The sequence below is a fragment of the Caulobacter sp. 17J65-9 genome (assembly GCF_010975005.1).
In the GTDB taxonomy this organism is placed as follows: domain Bacteria; phylum Pseudomonadota; class Alphaproteobacteria; order Caulobacterales; family Caulobacteraceae; genus 17J80-11.
Genome location: NZ_JAAIVC010000019.1, coordinates 24,184 through 40,279, shown reverse-complemented (window position 1 = coordinate 40,279; position 16,096 = coordinate 24,184). Strand labels below are relative to the sequence as shown.

Here is a 16,096-nt window from a genome sequence, read left to right as displayed (position 1 = left end):
GGACACCGCCGCTACGGCCGCTCCGGCCGCCGAAGCCGCCGCCGCTCCGGCCGCTGCTCCGGCTGGCGACGCCGCCGCTCCGGCCGCCGCCCCGGCCGCTGAAGCCGCCCCGCTGGAAATGGAAGGCGCCGGCAAGCTGACCGTCGCTCAGATGTTCCTGAGCGCCACCCCGGTCGTGAAGGTCGTCATGATCGGCCTGCTGCTGGCCTCGGTGTTCACCTGGACCCTGCTGATCATCAAGATCTTCGAGTTCAGCAGCCTGAACCGCGTCACCGACCGCTTCCTGGAAGCCTTCCGCGGCGCCCGCTCGGTCGCTGACATGCGTCGCATCTCGACCTCGGAAGAGTTCGACGGCAACCCGCTGGCCGACATGGCCGCCGCCGCTTCGGAAGAAGTCGAGCTGTCCCGCCAGGCCGGTCTGGCCGTCGGCGGCGATCACCGCGACTCGACCGTCGCCCGCGCCTCGCAGGCCGTGGCCGCCGTTCAAGCCGGTCTGGCCAAGCGCCTCTCGGGCGGCCAGCAGTTCCTGGCCTCGGTCGGTTCGTCGGGTCCGTTCATCGGCCTGTTCGGCACCGTGTACGGCATCATGAACTCGTTCATCGGCATCGCGAACACGAACACGACCAACCTGGCCGTCGTGGCCCCGGGTATCGCTGAAGCGCTGCTCGCCACCGGCATCGGTCTGTTCGCCGCTATCCCGGCGGTTATCTTCTACAACTTCTTCCAGACCCGGATCGCCTCCTACGGCACCCGTTCGGAAGGCTTTGTCGCGGAACTGATGAACGCCATCTCGCGTCAGCTCGACAAAGGGGCGTGATCTAGATGGGAGCCAAGCTTTCAGGCCCGAGCGGCGGGAAGTTTGCGGCCGATCAAAACGCCGAGATCAACGTCACGCCCTTCGTGGACGTTATGTTGGTCCTGCTGATCATCTTCATGGTGGCGGCTCCGCTCGCCACCGTGTCGGTTCCGGTCGATCTGCCGCCTGCGGTGGCCCCGCCATCGCCCAACCCGCCGACGCCGATCTTCATCTCGATCCAGGAGACCGGCGACGTCTACATCGGTGACCGTCTGGTCGGAATCGACGAGCTCGGCGCCAACCTGACGGCCCAAGTCGGTCGCCGCGATCCGGCCAACGAGCGCATCTTCATTCGCGCCGACAAGAAGACCCGTTACGGGGCCTTCATGGAGGTGATGAACACCCTGCAGGACAATGGTTTCTACAGCGTGGCGCTCATTGGCCAGGACACGAGTACGTAAGGGGGCGGTGACGTATGACTGAAGAAACTCACCGCCGCGATCCGCTGCTGGACTGGGGCCCTTCTAAGAAGAAGAAGGGTCTTTCGACCGGCGCCATGATCGGCATCGTCGTCTCGGTGGTCTTCCACATCGGCCTGTTCGCCTACCTGTACTACGCGAAGTTCAAACTTCAGGAGTACAAGTACGAGGACGAGGCGGTGAAGGTGGATCTGGTCAACCCGATCCCGCCGCCACCGCCGCCGCCGCCGCCGCCGCCGCCGCCGGACCAGCCGCCCCCGCCCAAGCTGCAGGTGCGCGAGCCGGCTCCGATCCCGAACGTGACGCCGCCGACGGTGACCCTGCCGATCGAGCCGACCAAGAAAGAGGATCGGGTCGAGTACGAAGGGCCGCCGCAAGTGGTGCCCGGACCGCCGCCGCCTCCGGCTCCGCCGGCGCCGAAGGTCCGCCAGGTGACGAAGCCGGATTGGCTGCGCAAGCCGGACCCTGAGGACCTGCTGCGCTTCTATCCGCCTCGCGCCATGGACCAAGGGACCGAGGGCCGGGCGACGATCCGCTGCGTGGTCAACGCCAACGGTACGGTCAGCAACTGCTCGGTCGTGTCGGAGGAGCCGGAAGGCTCCGGCTTCGGCCAGGCCACCATTCGGGCTTCTTCGAAGTTCCGCATGCGGCCGCAGATGGTCGACGGCCAGCCGATGGAAGGCGCTACGGTGAACATCACCCTGCGCTGGGTCCTCGCCGGCTAACAGCCACGAGCCTACAGAACGAGAACCGCCCCGGACTTCAGTCCGGGGCGGTTTTTGTTTGTGCGGGGCGGCTCGAGCGGCGCGGGGACTTGAGCTCGGCGCCGGTCCTGTCGCATCTATCGTCACAGTACGGCGTTAGGCACCAACCCCGGCCCAGCGCCGGTTCTGTTTCCGGAGGAATGCGTATGCGCAGCTCGCGCGCCCTGATCAGACCGGCTCTTCTCGCCGCCGCCCTGGCCGCGACCGCCGCCACCGCCGGCTGCGCCTACAACGAGGCGCTGGGCCGCAACCAGTTCCTGCTGGTCGACAACGCCGCCCTGGCCCAGGCCGCCGACCAGGCCTGGCAGGAGACCCTGCGCAAGGAGAAGGTCTCCAAGGACCCCGAGCTGAACGCGCGGGTCCAGCGGGTCAGCTCGCGCCTGGTGCAGGCCGCCGGCCTCGGTAATCAGACCTGGACCTACGTGGTGTTCGAAGACGCCACCCCGAACGCCTTTGCGCTTCCGGGCGGCAAGGTCGGGGTCAACACCGGCCTGTTCAAGGTCGTGAAGAACGACGACCAGCTGGCCGCCGTGATCGGCCACGAGATCGCCCACAACGTCGCCAATCACGCGGCCGAGCGCTATTCGCAGACCGCCGCCACCCAGATCGGCCTGGGCGTCGCCCAGGGCGTCGCCGGGCAGGGCGACCTGGGCCAGGCTATCGGCGCCTACGGCGGGGCCGGGGCGCAGCTGGGCATCCTGCTGCCGTTCTCGCGCAAGCACGAGCTGGAGGCCGACCGGCTGGGCGTGGACTACATGCACGCGGCCGGCTACCGGCCCAGCGAGGCGATCGCGCTGTGGCGCAACATGGCCGCCCAGCGCACCGGCGGCTCGCAGCCGAGCTTCATGTCGACCCACCCCTCGGACGCCCAGCGCATCGCCGAACTCGAGGCCTACATAAAGAGCCGCGGCTGGTCCTGATCTTTCGCCTCAAGCTGGCTTGATCAAGCGGCGAGGGGGCGCTAATACCGCCCCCTCGCGAAAGCGCGCCGCCTTAGCTCAGTTGGTTAGAGCGCTAGATTGTGGATCTAGAGGTCCCCCGTTCGAGCCGGGGAGGCGGTACCATCGCAAGGCTGCTTGACGTCGAGATCGCTCGGGGTTTTCCCGGAGCGACCGCCCCGGGGCTCGATGGCATACTGGTGCGGTCGCACGCGAGCCTCGCGCCATGTTCGATCGCCGCAGCCTGATGGTTTTCGCCGCAGCCTTGGTTTCAGGCGCCGCCAGCCCGGTCGGCCCTGACCTCAGCGTCCATACCGACTACGACAAGTGGGCGAACTTCGCCGACTACCGCACCTACGCCTGGGCCAGCACGACGGCCCAGCCTGGCGTCAGCGCGCAGAAATGGCAGGTCACGCGAGACGCCATCGATCGCGCCCTGCAGGCGCGCGGCTACACGCGCGGAGAGCCTGCACAGTTCGCCGTCGGCTTCACCCTGGGAAAGCGCGTCAACCTGCAAAGCTGGAACGGGCCCTACTACCAGGGCTGGGAGCTCTGGGGGGAAATGCGCGGCGGGCAGGCCGGAGAGGCGCCGCCCACCAGGGCGGCCACCGATGGGACCCTGACCGTCGACATCTTCGACGTCGCCACCAAGCGCCGGGTGTGGACCGGGGTCGCCATCAAGGCCGCCATCGGGAGCGAGCCTGTCGCCCAGGCTGATATCGACGCGGCCGTGAAGGCGCTATTTGCTCGGTTCCCTCCAGGCAAGTGAAGCGACGCCGCCCCTGTCCTTGCGGCGGCGCAGCTATTTTCGAGCGGTCTCGCTTCCGATAGCGTGTTCCCATCCGCCTTGGCGGCAGGCGTCGCGGGGGCGGCCGCCGCCGCTCGGAGCCCGTGCGCCCCCTGCTACACGCCCTTTTGCGGTCCGGAGCGCGAAGATGAGCCTGCTTATGTCCCTCCTCCTCGCCGCCGGGGCGCCCAGCGCCTGCGCGCGGCCCGAGAACGCGGTGGCCGCCGTGTGGTGGATCGGCCCGCGCGAGGTTCGGCAGGGCGAGAGCGTGACCCTCGACCCGGCATGGACCTCCTCGCCCGGCGCGTTCGAGGACATCCCCCAGGTTTGCATAAAGTGGCTGAGGAGTTCGGCGCCCGCCTATGTCCGCATCGCCAGGGACGGCCGGTCGGTGCGCGTCAGCGCCGATGCGCCCCCGGGTCTGATCGTCACGCTGAAGGCCAAGGTCGGGACCGAGGTCATCGAAGGCAAGATCCGCGTGGTCGGAACGGGCGAGGGGCCGCTGGCCGGCACGCGGAGGCAGACCGCGGTCGCCTGCGAAGGCGGGCCGGATCCCTCGACCCCGGTGGGAGAACTCAAGTTCACCGCGGCGGGCGAATTCGCTGTCACCTGGCAGCCCTTCGAGGTCTATCGCGACTATTGGGGAACCTACGTCTACGACGCGGCGACGCGCCGGCTGACCATGAACGCCACCGACGGCAACAACGTGCCGGCGCAACTGGATCTGGACGGCGAGGCCCGCCTGCTCGACGACGGCAGCCTGGCCCTGAGCGGCCTGTGGCTCGGCGAGCCGACGCCGGGCGCCGCGCGCAGCTGCAACTACACCTTTGGAAGATAGCGCCGTTCTCGCAAGGGGCGGCGGCCCCTGCCTGATCTGAGCCCGCGCCCGTCAGCCCGCACGGCTGTCTCCCTTCCGCTACAGGCGTCGACCGTCGGGCCGGCTTGGTCGCAGCGCGCGGCCGCTCAGCTTTACGGCGAAGCTCGCCCGCGCCACACTTTTCCGCACAACAGGGGAGGGGCGCCATGTCCCGTGGAAAGTTCAGGGCCGCGCTCGCGGCCGGCGTGATGACGAGTGCGCTTGCGGCCTGGTCGATCGCCGCGGCCCAGACGCCGCCGGCCCAGCTGGGCGCGCGCTATGTCCCCGCGCCGTGGTGGATGCAGGAGCCGGTGATCGCCTCGATCGGCCTGGTGCGAACCGAGCTTCCGGCTAACCGGGCGGCCTTCACGGCCCAGTTCCAGGCGGTCGAACGCACCTCCGCCGCGGCCCAGCAGGCGGCCGCCGCCAAGGTTCGTGAGATCGACTCCGTGCTGCGCGCCTACGGCGCCGACAAGGTGCGGATCGAGACCACTCTGTCGACCCGGCCGCTCTACGAGCAGTACCGCGACAAGGACGGCAACATTCTGGAGAACCAGCGGGCGGACAAGATCGACCGCTACGAGGTTTCCGCCACCGTGCGCATCGACGTGCGCGACATGGCGGTGCTGGAGCGCGCCTATGCCGCCGTGCAGGCCGCCCAGCCGACCGCCGTCGGCCCCGTCGGCTTCCGCCTGGAGCCCGACAACGAAGTCCGCACTTGGCTGTCCAAGGAGGCGGTCAAGGACGCCGCCCGCCGGGCCAACCTGGCCGCCGACGCGGCGGGGTCCAAGCTGGGGCGCGTGAAGGTGATCGATCCGACCGGCCGGGCCTGCCAGACCGACGTGCTGGCCGGCTGGCCCAGCTACGGCTCCGGCGGCGCGCCGGTCGACGTCTCCTACGACGCGGCCATGGCTCCGTCGCCGCCCCCGCCGCCGCCCCCGCCGGCGCCTATGGCGGCGCGAGGTGGAGGGCAGGGCGAGCCCATGCAGTTCACCCTGCAGCCGCCGCGTCAGTGGCTGCAGGAGGAAGCCTGCGTGGTTTACGGGCTGATGTGAGGAGGCCGCCGGATCGGCGCTGGAAGGCGCCCAAATTGGGCTGCGACGCCGGCCGCCCCACCCGGGTTCGGTCTAGCGTCGTGGCATGTCGCAGGAGAGGGTCAGCCGCAGACAGGCGCTAGGCGCCGTGGCCGGGGTCGGCGCTGTCGCCGCCGTGGGGGACGCGGCCGACAAGAGCCGCCGTCCCTATCGGGCGGAGCCGGTCGTCGGCGCCATGTCGAAAGCCGCCCGACGCGAGCGGCGGCCCAACGTGCTGCTGATCGTCTGCGACCAGCTGCGCCACTGGCACGACCTGCCCGCCGAGCTCGGTCTGCGCGCGCACGAGGCGTTGCTGGAGCGGGGGCTGGGGTTCTCCAACTTCCACGCCCACACGACGCCGTGCTCGCCGGCCCGCTCGATCATGTACTTCGGCCGGCACACCCAGCACACGCGCGTGACCGCCAATTTCGGCGCGCCGCCAAGCTTCCCCGAACTGGCCGAGGGCATGCCCAGCGTCGGGCACCTGCTGCGCGCCCAGGGCTACTACACCGCCTACAAAGGCAAGTGGCACCTTAGCCATATGCGGGCCGATCCGGGCCTGGTCTACGGCCCCTATCCCGGCACTGAGGCCGCGCTCGAGCCCTACGGCTTCTCCGACTACAACGCCGACGGCGACCCGCACGGGGCGACCTGGACCGGCTACCGCTACGACGGCGAGATCGCGTCGAACGCGGTGCAATGGCTGGGCACGAAAGGCCGCGACCTGAGCGGCCGGCAGCCCTGGTTCCTGGCGGTCAACTTCGTCAATCCGCACGACGTGATGTACGTCAGCACCGGCCCCGGCCAGGAGGCCGGCCGGCTGCAGCGCAACCTCATGTCGCCCCTGTCCACGCCGCCGGCGGGCGGGGTCTACGACGACGTCTGGGACGTGCCCCTGCCGGAGAGCTGGCGGCGCGACGATCTTCGCGACAAGCCCTGGGCGACGAAGGCCTTCGCCGAGATGTGCGATTGGGTTTACGGCCCGATCGACCGGCGGGACGAGGCCGCCTGGCGCGCCTACCAGAGCTACTACTTCAACTGCGTGCGCGACGTGGACAGCCACGTGCTGACCGTGCTGCAGGCGCTCCAGCGGCTCGGTCTCGACGATGAGACGGTCGTGATCTTCACCGCCGACCACGGCGAAATGGCCGGGGCTCACGGCCTGCGTCAGAAGGGGCCGCTGATCTACAAGGAGAACGTTCGCCTGCCGTTCATCGTCCGTCACCCGGACGCGAAGGGCGGCGGCCAGACGACGGCGCTGGGCGGGCATGTCGACCTCGTGCCCACCCTGCTGGGCCTGGCCGGGGTGACGCCAGAGGCCGCCCGCGAAGCCTATCCCTGGCTGAAAGGCGTCGACCTGGCGCCGGCTCTGGCCTCGCCGGACGGGCGCAGCGCGCGCGACGACAAGGGGATCCTCTTCAACTACGGCGTGTCGCTCTATCTCGATCCGGCGTTCACCCGCGCCGGCGTGAAGACGGGGCGGAGGCTCGACCGGCTGACGCCGCTGTTCGTCGGTTTCCAGACCGGCCAGTTCCTGCCCAGCCTGGGCAATCCGGCCCTGTTCCGGGGCGTCCACGACGGGCGCTACAAGTTCGCGCGATACTTCCGTCCGGCCGACCACCACACGCCGCAGTCCTGGGAAGACCTCGTCGGGCGCAACCAGCTCGAGCTCTACGACACCCTCGAGGACCCCGACGAGATCACCAACCTGGCCGCCGCCCCTGAGCGGCACAAGGAGCTGCTGATGCGGCTGAACGCCAGGACCAACCGGCTGCTGGCCGAGGAGGTCGGGCCCGATCTCGGCGCGGAATTCCCCGGGCCGACCTTCCTTTACCACCGAGGCGACGCGTGACCCCCATCACCGACAAGACGATCCAGCCGATCCTGTATGTCAGCGGGGCGGTCACCGCGCTCGCCGGGGCTCTACAGTTCGCGGCGCCGACCCTGTTCCTGACCACGATCGGCATGCAGGTCGGCGAGCCGGCTGGCCTGCTGTTCGCCCGCCACTGGGGGCTGCTGGTGGCCTGCATCGGCGCGCTGCTGATCTATGCCGCCGGCCGCCCGCAGATCCGCCGCCCGATCGTGCTGGCCGGGGCGGCGGAGAAGGCCGGCATCGCCGTGATGCTGGCGATGAACTGGTCCGAGCCGGCCCTGCAGGGCATGAGGGCCGCCGCCGCCTTCGACGGCGTCCTCGCGGTGATCTACCTGGTCTACCTGCTGCAACGGCCCGTCCCGGCGGCGTCCCCGGCGACGGCGGGCCCCTAGGCGGCGGACGACAGCGCGTTGGCTTCCGTGACCAGCGCGTCAAGCGCGCCGATCAGGTCGCGGACCAGATCGTCTTCGTGCTCCAGGCCGACCGACAGGCGAAGCAGGGAATCGCCGATGCCGGCGCGGCGGCGCGCGTCCGGATCCATGGCCGCGTGGGTCATGGTGGCCGGATGGGCGATCAGGCTTTCGACCCCGCCCAGCGATTCCGCCAGGGTGAAGACGTTCACCGACTCCACCAGCTGTCGGACCTCGGCCACGCCGCCGTTCAGCTCGAAGCTCAGCATGGCGCCGAAGCCCGACTGCTGCCGCTTGGCGATCTCGTGGCCGGGGTGGCCGGGCAGGCCGGGATAGTGCACCGCGCGCACGGCCGGGTGGACGGCCAGGGCCTCGGCCAGCTTCTGGGCGGTGACCTGCTGGCGCTCGACGCGGGCGAACAGGGTGCGCACGCCCCGCAGCGTCAGGTAGGCGTCGAACGGCGAGCCGGTCACGCCCAGGCAGTTGGCCCACCAGGTCAGGCGCTGCACGTCCTCCGGATCGGCCGCGACGACGGCGCCGCCGACCACGTCGGAGTGGCCGTTGATGTATTTGGTGGTCGAGTGGATCACCAGGTCCGCGCCCAGCCGGATCGGCTGCTGCAGGGCCGGCGAGAGGAAGGTGTTGTCGACCGCGACCTTGGCGCCGGCGGCCTTGGCCCGGCGGCAGACCTCGGCGATGTCGACCAGCCGCATCAGCGGGTTGGACGGGCTTTCGACCAGCACCAGCTTGGGCCGTTGCGCCAGGGCGGCCTCGAAGGCGGCCGGGTCGGTCTGGTCGACGAACTCCACGCGGAAATGGCCCTTGCGCTGGCGCGCGCAGAGCAGGCGGTGGGTGCCGCCGTAGCAGTCGTGCGGGGCCAGCAGCAGGTCGCCGGGTTCCAGGTCGCTCAGGGCCAGGTCGACGGCGGCCATGCCGGTGGCGACCACCACCGCGCCGGCGCCGCCTTCCAGCTCGGCCAGGGTCTCGCCCAGCAGGTCGCGGGTGGGGTTGCCGGAGCGGGTGTAGTCGTAGCGCCGCTTCTGGTCGAAGCCGGCGAAGCTGTAGTTGCTGGACAGGTGCAGCGGCGGCATCACCGAGCCGAACGCCGGATCGCGATCGACGCCGGAGCGCGCCGCGGCGGTACAGGGGTGGATCGGCTGGGACACGGCGGGCTCCTGGGAAGCGGGAATGGCGGCGAGGGAGGGCTGGGCGCCCTCGGCGAAGAAGCGGCGAAGGACGGAGGCGACCGCGTCGTCCTCCTTGAGGAAGGCGTCGTGGCCGTAGAGCGAGGGGCGCACGACCAGATCGGTCAGGGCGGGCAGGCGCGCGGCCAGCTCCTGCATGTCGGCCAGCGGCACCAGTCGGTCGCTGTCGAACGCGAGCAGGGTGGTCGGCGCGACCACCGCTTCGGGGCGCACCCGGTGGCGGTCCATGCTGTCGGACAGGGCGACCCAGCGCGCCTCGGACATGCGCTCGGGATAGGCCTGGCCGCGGGCGATCAGGTAGTCGCAGACGGGGTAGGCGCCGCCGGCTTCGGCCGGCGCGTCGCCGCCGAAGCGCTGCGCGAACTCGGCGGGCGTGCGGTAGGTGGTCATGGCCAGTTCGCGGGCCAGGGCGATGCCGTCGGCGGGACGGCCGACCTCGCGGGCGAAGGCCAGGATGCGCCGCTGGATGCCGCGCCATGCGGTGGCCATCGGGTGCGCCCGGTGGGCGGCGGAGATCACCAGCAGGCGCTCCAGCCGTTCTGGGAAACGCTCCGCGAAGGCCAGGCCGACCATGCCGCCGTAGGAGGCGCCGACGTAACTCACGCACTCCACCCCGGCGGCGTCGAGCGCCAGGGCCAGCAGGCGCGCCTGGTCGCCCGTCGTCAGCGTCGGCGGCGTGCTGGCGCCCTCGGGGACGAAGTCGAAGCCCAGCACCTGCAGGCGCTCGAGGTCGATCGGCCCGCCGATGTGCACCACCTGCGGCCACCAGTCGGCGGCGTCGCGGCCGCTGGACACGCCGCCGGCGACCACCACCACGGGGGCGCCGGTGCGGCCCTGTAGCCGGGCGCGGATGTGGGTCTGCTCCAGTCGGCCGCCCGTCTCCAGACGGAAGCCGTCGGGGATGGCGACCTCGAAGTCGCGTACGCCGGATTGTTCGTTCGCCGAAGTCATCGGCCTTCTTCCGCCTCCCACTCAGGAGAGCTCCGGCGGAAACGAAAGACCGTGAAGCACGCACGGCCCATGGGCGTATGCGCTCCACTCATCTGTCGCGGACCGAGGTCCCCGCAGGAGTTGGCACCTTGCGCGAAGCGCAGGTTGCCCCGACGTCAAAGGGCCTGTCCCTCGGTCGGTCTCGATGAGTGACTTCATGCTGCGGCGCGGCGACCGACTTCGTCAAGCGAGAAAAATTTTGCGCGACAGCTCTTGACGGACTGGTTCGATTGCGTCGTTCCTAGAGACGCGCCGATTTGATCATCAGCTTGCGGGCGCGGTAGAAATGCAGCTAAAGCGGGATGTGCGGCGCGGGGAATCGCGCCTGCACTCTGGCTGTTCAGCTATTTCTCCGTCATCGCAGTTTGATTTGTTTGCGGCGCGCCGGCCTGTTGGAGCGCTGTCGTGACCAAACCTGTGATCGTCCTGAAATTCGGCGGATCTGTTCTTCGCGGGGAGGAATCTGTCGCGTCGGCCGTTTCCGAAATCTATCGCTACGTCCGTCAGGGCAGCGCGGTCGTGGCCGTGGTTTCGGCCTTCCACGGGGAGACGGATCGGCTGCTGCGCCACGCGGCGACCTACGGCGCCGCACAACGCGGCCGGGCCACGCCCTACCTGGTGGCCCTGGGCGAGACCCGCTCCGCGGCCCTGCTGGCGCTGGCGGCCGAGCGCGTCGGCCTGCAGACCCGCCTGCGCCCGCCGCACGAGATCGGCCTGCGCGCCGGCGGCGACCGGCACGACGCCTCGCCGGTGGACGTGGATGCCGACCGCCTGCGCCGCGACCTCGACGAGGCCGACGTGGTGGTGGTGCCGGGCTTCGTGGCGGTCGGCGAGCATGGCGAGACCGTGCTGCTGGGCCGCGGCGGGACGGACCTGAGCGCCGTGTTCCTGGCCGCCCGGCTGGGCGCGCGGGTGCGCCTGCTGAAGGACGTCGACGGGGTCTATGACCGCGATCCGGCCCACAACCGCGCCGGTGCGCGCCCGTTCGCCCGCATCACCTGGGCCGAGGCCGAGCGGCTGGCCCACCCGCTGGTGCAGGACAAGGCGGTGCGCCTGGCCGCGGCGGCCGAGCTGCCGATCGAGGTGGCGGCCCTGGGCGCGGCCTACGAGACGGTGATTGGGCCCGACACCGCCGTGCGCATCGCCGCGCCGCCGACGGGCGAGCCCCTGCGGGTGGCCTTGCTGGGCTGCGGCGTGGTCGGCGGCGGCGTGCTGGAGCGGCTGCTGGACGATCCCGAGCGGTTCGAACCGGTGTCCGTGCTGGTCCGCGACGTCGGCCGGCGCGCCTGGCACCGCGCCGGCGGCCTGTTCACCGACGAGGTCGAGGCGCTGGCGAGCGCCGACGCCGACGTGCTTGTCGACACCGGCTGCGGGCTGGAGCCGAGCTCCGACCTGATCGAGGCCTATCTCGCACGCGGCGCCGCCGTCGTCAGCGCCAACAAGCAGGCGGTCAACGCCGGCCGGATCCGCTTCGCCGCCGCGATCGAGGCGGGCGGCGGACGGCTGCTGCACTCGGCCGCCGTCGGCGGCGGCGCGCCCTTCCTGGAAGCGGCCGCGCGATGTCGCCCCGACGGCGTCGCCGTGATCGAGGGCGTGGTCAACGGCACCTGCAACTTCGTGCTGGAGCGGCTGGCCGAGGGGCTGACGCTGGAGGCGGCGGTGCACGCGGCCACCCGCGCGGGCTTCGCCGAGGCCGATCCGTCGGCCGACCTGGAGGGCCGCGACGCGGCGGCCAAGCTGGAGCTGCTGGCCCACGCCGCGGCGCCGGACGCGGCCTTCGTGTTCAAGGGCGCTGACGTGCTCGACGCCAGCGTCGTGACGCCGTCCCAAGGACGACTGAAACAGGTCGCCCGCGCTCAGCTGGGCCCGGACGGCTGGACCGGCGAAGTCCGCCTGGTCGCCTTGTCCGACAACGATTTCCTGGCCGGGGCCGAGGCGGAGGAGAACCGCCTGCGCCTGACGCTGGCCGACGGCCGCGAGGTGCACGCGGCCGGCAAGGGCGCCGGCCGCTGGCCCACTGTCGAGGCGGTGATGGCCGACCTCTACGACCTGCGCCGCGAGGCCCGCGCGAGCGTGATCAGCCGAACGGCGCCTCGAGCGAAGGCGACGGCTGGGTGAACCAGGCCGCGCCGTCCTCGGTGACGTGGAAGTGGTCTTCCAGGCGCACGCCGAACTGGCCCGGCACGACGATCATCGGCTCGTTGGAGAAGCACATGCCGGGCGCGAGCGGGGTCTGGTCGCCGCGCACCAGATAGGCCGGCTCGTGGATGCTCAGGCCGATGCCGTGGCCGGTGCGGTGCGGCAGGCCGGGCAGCTTGTAGTCGGGGCCGAAGCCGTTCGCCTCCAGCACCTTGCGGGCGGCGTAATCGACCGTCTCGCAGGCGACGCCGGGGCGCACGGCGTCGAAAGCCGCCAGCTGGGCCTCGCGCTTGATGCGCCACACCCGCGCCAGCGCCTCGGTCGGCTGGCCGAACACGTAGGTGCGGGTGATGTCGGAGTTGTAGCCGTCGACCTGGCAGCCGGTGTCGATCAGCACCAGGTCGCCGTCCTTCAGCACCTGCTCGCCCGGCACGCCGTGCGGATAGCTGGTCGCCTCGGCGAACTGCACGGCGCAGAAGGTGTTGCCGCCGTCCGCGCCCATGGCCCGGTGGGCGGCGTCGATGAAGCGGCGGACGTCGCCCGTGGTCACGCCGGGCGCCAGCATCAGGGCCGCGCGGCGCTGGGCCTCCAGGGTCATGGCCTTGGCCTGGGACAGCAGGGCCAGTTCGGCCGGCGACTTGATCATCCGGCAGCCATCGATCACCGGCGCGCCGTCGACCAGCTCGACGCCGGTCGCGGCCTTACGCAGGCCGTCGAAGGCGAAGAAGGGCAGGGCCGGGTCGATGGCCAGCGTGCGCGCGCCCTTGTCGGCCAGGGTCTGGGCGACCAGGCGATAGGGGCTTTCGTGCTCCTCCCAGGTGCGGATCTCGGCCGAAATGCCGAGCGAGGCTTCCAGCGAGCCCAGTTCGAAGGTCGGGCAGATCATGATCGGCTCGCCCTGGCGCGGCAGGACCATGGCGACCAGCCGCTCGGTCGCGCCCCAGGCCATGCCGGCGAAGTAGCGCAGGCTGGCCCCGGCGTTGACGATCAGGGCGTCGGCGCCGATCACGGCCATCAGGGCGCGGGCGCGCTCCATGCGAGCCTCGCGCTCGGCCGCGTCGATGCGCGGGGCCGGCGTCGCCCAGCGGCTCAGTCCAGCCAGTTCACGCTCCGCCGTGGAGCCGCCGACGCCTTTGGTCATGGTACGCCTTCCCGATCGAGTTCGGCGCTATCGGGACCTTTCAGGAGGCGTCGTCAAGCTGGTTCGTGGACGCTCCGGCCGGCGCGCGGGTGATCTCCCGGGCGCGGGCGATCAGCTCCTCCACCGAAGGCGTGGGCTCGGCGGGCTCGGCGCGCAGGCCGTCAAAGGCGTCGGCCTCGGCGCAGGCGGTGGCGATGCGGTGGGCGTTGGCCATGATGGTCAGGGTGACGGTCGGCGCCGGCACGGTCGGGAACACGCTGGAGTCGACGCAGTGCACGCGTTCGAACCCGGTCGGCCGGCCCATCAGGTCGGTCTCCAGCGCGCCCGGCTCGGCGCGCATGGGGAAGCTGCCGCCGACATGGACGCCGCTGCCGGGCGGGCCGATGCGCGTCCCGAAGCCGAGCGGCACGGCCCCGATGCGCGAGGCGTTGCGCCCGAGCGTGCGGGAAACCGAGCGGACCAGGGCGGCGGCGGCCGGATTGGGCCGCGCGGTCAACTCCAGGTGCGGGCCGCGCTGGCCGCGCTCGAGCGTGGCCTCGATCGCCGCGGAATCGTCGGAGTGGAGGTAGCCCTTGACCAGCACCAGCCGCTCGAACACCCGTTCCAGCATGGGCCGCAGCAGGCCGTACAGCCCCCCCAGCTTCGCCTTGGCCATGCGGCCGTAGAAGTCGTTGTAACCGTAGACCTGCAGGTGGACCTTGTGCGGCGAGCGCTTGCGGTCGGTCAGCTCGAGGAAGACTTGGCTGAGGGTGTGCTGACGCTCCTGCGCGGCCCGCGGGGCCGATGCGGTGAGCAGCATGGGCGTCAGGAAGTGCTCGCTCTGGCGGATGGTCACCGGGCGGCCGTAGGCGCCCAGCGATTCCAGCAGGATGCGGGTGGAACTGAACACGCCGGCGGCCAGCAGCACGCGTGAGGCCTGGAACACCGCGTTCTCGCCGCCTTCGCGCGAGACGGTGTGGATCTCGACCCGCCCGTCCTTCTCGACTAATCGGCGCACCACCTGGCCCGGCAGATAGCGGAAGCCGGGCGCCCGGGCCGTCAGGTCGGTCACCGTCGTGTTCGCCGCATAGATCTGGTCGTAGGCGCAGCCGTACAGGCACAGGCCGCACAGCCGGCAGCCGTCGGCGGGCGCCTGCGGGCCCTTCACCGCCAGGCGCGCCTTGCCGAACCAGATGCCCTGGCCGCGCAGGGCGCGTGCGTGCTTGCGCAGCCGCCCCAGCAGGGCCTGGGCCTGGCCGCTGGCCGGCAGGTCGGCGGTGGGCTCGACGTGCAGCGGGAACAGCACCTCCAGGTCGTCGCGCGCCGCCGACAGGCCGGTCAGGCCCAGCGCCGCGGCGTAGTGCGGGGCCAGGTCGGCCGAGCCCAGCGGCCAGCCGTCCAGATCCTCGTCGCCGTAGGGCAGGACCGAAGCGCCCCAGAGCCGGCTCAGGCCGCCCAGCGCGAAGCTGCGATAGGCGTCGACCTCGCGCGCGTAGAGCGGCTCGTGCCGCTCGACGTCGCGATAGGGAAAGTCCGAGCCGAACAAGAGCTTCAGCGGCGCGCCTTCGGAGTTGAAGCGCAGAGGGCCGCGCACGGCGGCGTGGTCGGCGGCCGACCAGCTTTCCGGCGGATGCTCCCCCAACCGCGCCATGCGCTGGCGGACGTCCGGCTCGAGCTCGCCGCCGGCGTCCAGCATGACGACCGGCTGTCCGCGCTCGGCCAGCGCGGCCGCCGCGGCCGCGCCGGCCGGGCCCGATCCCACCACGAAGGCGACCATGCGGGCGGTCCTCCCTGGAGCCGTCCCGTCACGGCTCTCCCCGCAAAGCTCAACTGTCAGCGAACGCTGAAGGTTGCGGCCGCCCGTTAAGGGGGCGGGAAGGCTGCGGCGCGAGACTGAGGCTCATGCAGGACGCGCTGCAGACCCTCGCCGCTCCGAACGCGCGGATCACCGACGCCTACGCCGTCGAGGAGCTGCCGGGCGTCACCCGCGACGGGCGGGCTGTCGTGCGCCTGGTGCGGCCGCTGGAATACCGGGTGGGCTCGAAGGATTCCGACGAGGTGGTCGTCGTGCCGGTCGGCTTCGAGACCGACTTCGCCTCGGTGCCGCCGGGCTTTCGCGAGTTGTTTCCGCAGCTGGGGCCGTGGGCCCGGCCGGCGATCCTCCACGACTGGCTCTACGCCAACCGCGGGCTGGGCCGCTACAGCCGCGCCGACGCCGACCGGATCTTCCGTGAAGCCATGGAGGTGGTCGGCGTGCCCGCTTGGCGACGCGCGCTGATGTACTGGGCGGTGCGGGTGGGCGGCGCTGGCGGCTGGGGCCGGTCGGGCTAGCGGAACCGGGTGGCCAGGGTGAACACCACCTGCCCCACGCCCAGCAGCATCAGGACGACGCCGACGACCATCAGCGACCTGAGCGTTCCGGCGAACAGGGCCGCGGCGGCGCCGACGGCGAGGCAGCCCAGGCCGGGCAGGTAGGCGGCGACGGCCTTGGCCAGGCGGGCGACGATCACCAGGGTTCCCAGCACCATCAGCGCCACCCCGCCGAACTCCAGCCAGCGGGAATCGGCGCGGACGCCCACGAACTCCAGGGCGACCCCGGCCGCGAGGCAGACCAGCCCAAGGGTGTAGATGAAGCGCGGGCCCATGGCGCCGCATCCTTCTGCAAA

At 71.3% G+C, this 16,096-nt stretch carries 15 protein-coding genes, 1 tRNA gene and 1 riboswitch; of the genes, 12 read left to right on the top strand and 4 right to left on the bottom strand.

Annotated features, from left to right (window positions below; genetic code table 11):
- The 10 genes from G3573_RS05635 to G3573_RS05590 all read left to right on the top strand — a co-directional run.
- Nucleotides 1-817 (top strand): MotA/TolQ/ExbB proton channel family protein (locus G3573_RS05635; protein WP_163259951.1); only part of this gene is annotated, 817 nt, incomplete at its 5' end.
- A gap of 5 nt (nucleotides 818-822) precedes the next feature.
- Nucleotides 823-1,257 carry a biopolymer transporter ExbD gene (locus tag G3573_RS05630; RefSeq protein ID WP_163259949.1) on the top strand — a complete coding sequence of 145 codons (435 nt, stop codon included), beginning with the start codon at nucleotides 823-825 and terminating at the stop codon, nucleotides 1,255-1,257.
- Nucleotides 1,258-1,271: 14 nt separating this feature from the next.
- The gene (locus G3573_RS05625; RefSeq protein WP_163259947.1) at nucleotides 1,272-2,000 is read left to right on the top strand and encodes an energy transducer TonB; all 729 of its coding nucleotides are present in this window, start codon (nucleotides 1,272-1,274) and stop codon (nucleotides 1,998-2,000) included.
- 185 nt (nucleotides 2,001-2,185) lie between these two features.
- Complete coding sequence (locus G3573_RS05620) at nucleotides 2,186-2,959, top strand: M48 family metallopeptidase (RefSeq protein ID WP_163259946.1); 774 nt, start codon at nucleotides 2,186-2,188, stop codon at nucleotides 2,957-2,959.
- Between the two features lie 67 nt (nucleotides 2,960-3,026).
- Nucleotides 3,027-3,103: transfer RNA gene (locus G3573_RS05615), tRNA-His, on the top strand.
- A 100-nt stretch (nucleotides 3,104-3,203) separates the two neighbouring features.
- Complete coding sequence (locus G3573_RS05610; protein ID WP_163259944.1) at nucleotides 3,204-3,746, top strand: DUF4136 domain-containing protein; 543 nt, start codon at nucleotides 3,204-3,206, stop codon at nucleotides 3,744-3,746.
- A gap of 166 nt (nucleotides 3,747-3,912) precedes the next feature.
- The gene (locus G3573_RS05605) at nucleotides 3,913-4,602 is read left to right on the top strand and encodes a hypothetical protein (protein WP_163259942.1); all 690 of its coding nucleotides are present in this window, start codon (nucleotides 3,913-3,915) and stop codon (nucleotides 4,600-4,602) included.
- 185 nt (nucleotides 4,603-4,787) lie between these two features.
- Entirely contained in the window at nucleotides 4,788-5,675 is an 888-nt protein-coding gene (locus G3573_RS05600) for an SIMPL domain-containing protein (protein ID WP_240454529.1), read from the top strand.
- An 85-nt stretch (nucleotides 5,676-5,760) separates the two neighbouring features.
- A complete protein-coding gene (locus G3573_RS05595) occupies nucleotides 5,761-7,545 on the top strand; it encodes a sulfatase-like hydrolase/transferase (protein ID WP_163259940.1) in 1,785 nt (594 codons plus the stop codon).
- A complete protein-coding gene (locus G3573_RS05590) occupies nucleotides 7,542-7,958 on the top strand; it encodes a hypothetical protein (protein ID WP_163259938.1) in 417 nt (138 codons plus the stop codon). Before G3573_RS05595 ends, G3573_RS05590 begins: the two co-directional genes overlap by 4 nt.
- Here the strand turns inward: G3573_RS05590 and metB are convergent.
- Entirely contained in the window at nucleotides 7,955-10,132 is a 2,178-nt protein-coding gene (gene metB / locus G3573_RS22170; protein WP_163259936.1) for a cystathionine gamma-synthase, read from the bottom strand. The genes G3573_RS05590 and metB overlap by 4 nt on opposite strands.
- 85 nt (nucleotides 10,133-10,217) lie before the next feature.
- A riboswitch (SAM riboswitch) is annotated at nucleotides 10,218-10,323 on the bottom strand.
- A 253-nt stretch (nucleotides 10,324-10,576) separates the two neighbouring features.
- On the opposite strand from metB, the gene G3573_RS05580 reads away from it, so the two are divergent.
- Complete coding sequence (locus tag G3573_RS05580) at nucleotides 10,577-12,289, top strand: homoserine dehydrogenase (RefSeq protein ID WP_163259934.1); 1,713 nt, start codon at nucleotides 10,577-10,579, stop codon at nucleotides 12,287-12,289.
- Here the strand turns inward: G3573_RS05580 and G3573_RS05575 are convergent.
- Both G3573_RS05575 and G3573_RS05570 read right to left on the bottom strand, forming a co-directional pair.
- Nucleotides 12,249-13,451, bottom strand: a complete 1,203-nt coding sequence (locus tag G3573_RS05575; protein ID WP_163259932.1) for a Xaa-Pro peptidase family protein — start codon at nucleotides 13,449-13,451, stop codon at nucleotides 12,249-12,251. The genes G3573_RS05580 and G3573_RS05575 overlap by 41 nt on opposite strands.
- 40 nt (nucleotides 13,452-13,491) lie before the next feature.
- Complete coding sequence (locus tag G3573_RS05570) at nucleotides 13,492-15,207, bottom strand: GMC oxidoreductase (protein ID WP_163259930.1); 1,716 nt, start codon at nucleotides 15,205-15,207, stop codon at nucleotides 13,492-13,494.
- 125 nt (nucleotides 15,208-15,332) lie between these two features.
- On the opposite strand from G3573_RS05570, the gene G3573_RS05565 reads away from it, so the two are divergent.
- Nucleotides 15,333-15,761 carry a DUF1353 domain-containing protein gene (locus tag G3573_RS05565; RefSeq protein ID WP_163259928.1) on the top strand — a complete coding sequence of 143 codons (429 nt, stop codon included), beginning with the start codon at nucleotides 15,333-15,335 and terminating at the stop codon, nucleotides 15,759-15,761.
- On the opposite strand, the gene G3573_RS05560 is transcribed toward G3573_RS05565, so the two are convergent.
- A complete protein-coding gene (locus tag G3573_RS05560) occupies nucleotides 15,758-16,075 on the bottom strand; it encodes a hypothetical protein (protein ID WP_163259926.1) in 318 nt (105 codons plus the stop codon). The genes G3573_RS05565 and G3573_RS05560 overlap by 4 nt on opposite strands.
- Between the last annotated feature and the right edge of the window lie 21 nt (nucleotides 16,076-16,096).

Excerpts from the sequence above, each read along its gene's own strand:
- G3573_RS05605 (WP_163259942.1), top strand. The coding sequence starts at position 3,913 with ATGAGCCTGCTTATGTCCCTCCTCCTCGCCGCCGGGGCGCCCAGCGCC.
- G3573_RS05570 (WP_163259930.1), bottom strand. The coding sequence starts at position 15,207 with ATGGTCGCCTTCGTGGTGGGATCGGGCCCGGCCGGCGCGGCCGCGGCG.
- G3573_RS05560 (WP_163259926.1), bottom strand. The coding sequence starts at position 16,075 with ATGGGCCCGCGCTTCATCTACACCCTTGGGCTGGTCTGCCTCGCGGCC.
- G3573_RS05620 (WP_163259946.1), top strand. The coding sequence starts at position 2,186 with ATGCGCAGCTCGCGCGCCCTGATCAGACCGGCTCTTCTCGCCGCCGCC.
- G3573_RS05575 (WP_163259932.1), bottom strand. The coding sequence starts at position 13,451 with ATGACCAAAGGCGTCGGCGGCTCCACGGCGGAGCGTGAACTGGCTGGA.
- metB (WP_163259936.1), bottom strand. The coding sequence starts at position 10,132 with ATGACTTCGGCGAACGAACAATCCGGCGTACGCGACTTCGAGGTCGCC.
- G3573_RS05625 (WP_163259947.1), top strand. The coding sequence starts at position 1,272 with ATGACTGAAGAAACTCACCGCCGCGATCCGCTGCTGGACTGGGGCCCT.
- G3573_RS05600 (WP_240454529.1), top strand. The coding sequence starts at position 4,788 with ATGTCCCGTGGAAAGTTCAGGGCCGCGCTCGCGGCCGGCGTGATGACG.
- G3573_RS05565 (WP_163259928.1), top strand. The coding sequence starts at position 15,333 with ATGCAGGACGCGCTGCAGACCCTCGCCGCTCCGAACGCGCGGATCACC.
- G3573_RS05610 (WP_163259944.1), top strand. The coding sequence starts at position 3,204 with ATGTTCGATCGCCGCAGCCTGATGGTTTTCGCCGCAGCCTTGGTTTCA.
- G3573_RS05630 (WP_163259949.1), top strand. The coding sequence starts at position 823 with ATGGGAGCCAAGCTTTCAGGCCCGAGCGGCGGGAAGTTTGCGGCCGAT.
- G3573_RS05595 (WP_163259940.1), top strand. The coding sequence starts at position 5,761 with ATGTCGCAGGAGAGGGTCAGCCGCAGACAGGCGCTAGGCGCCGTGGCC.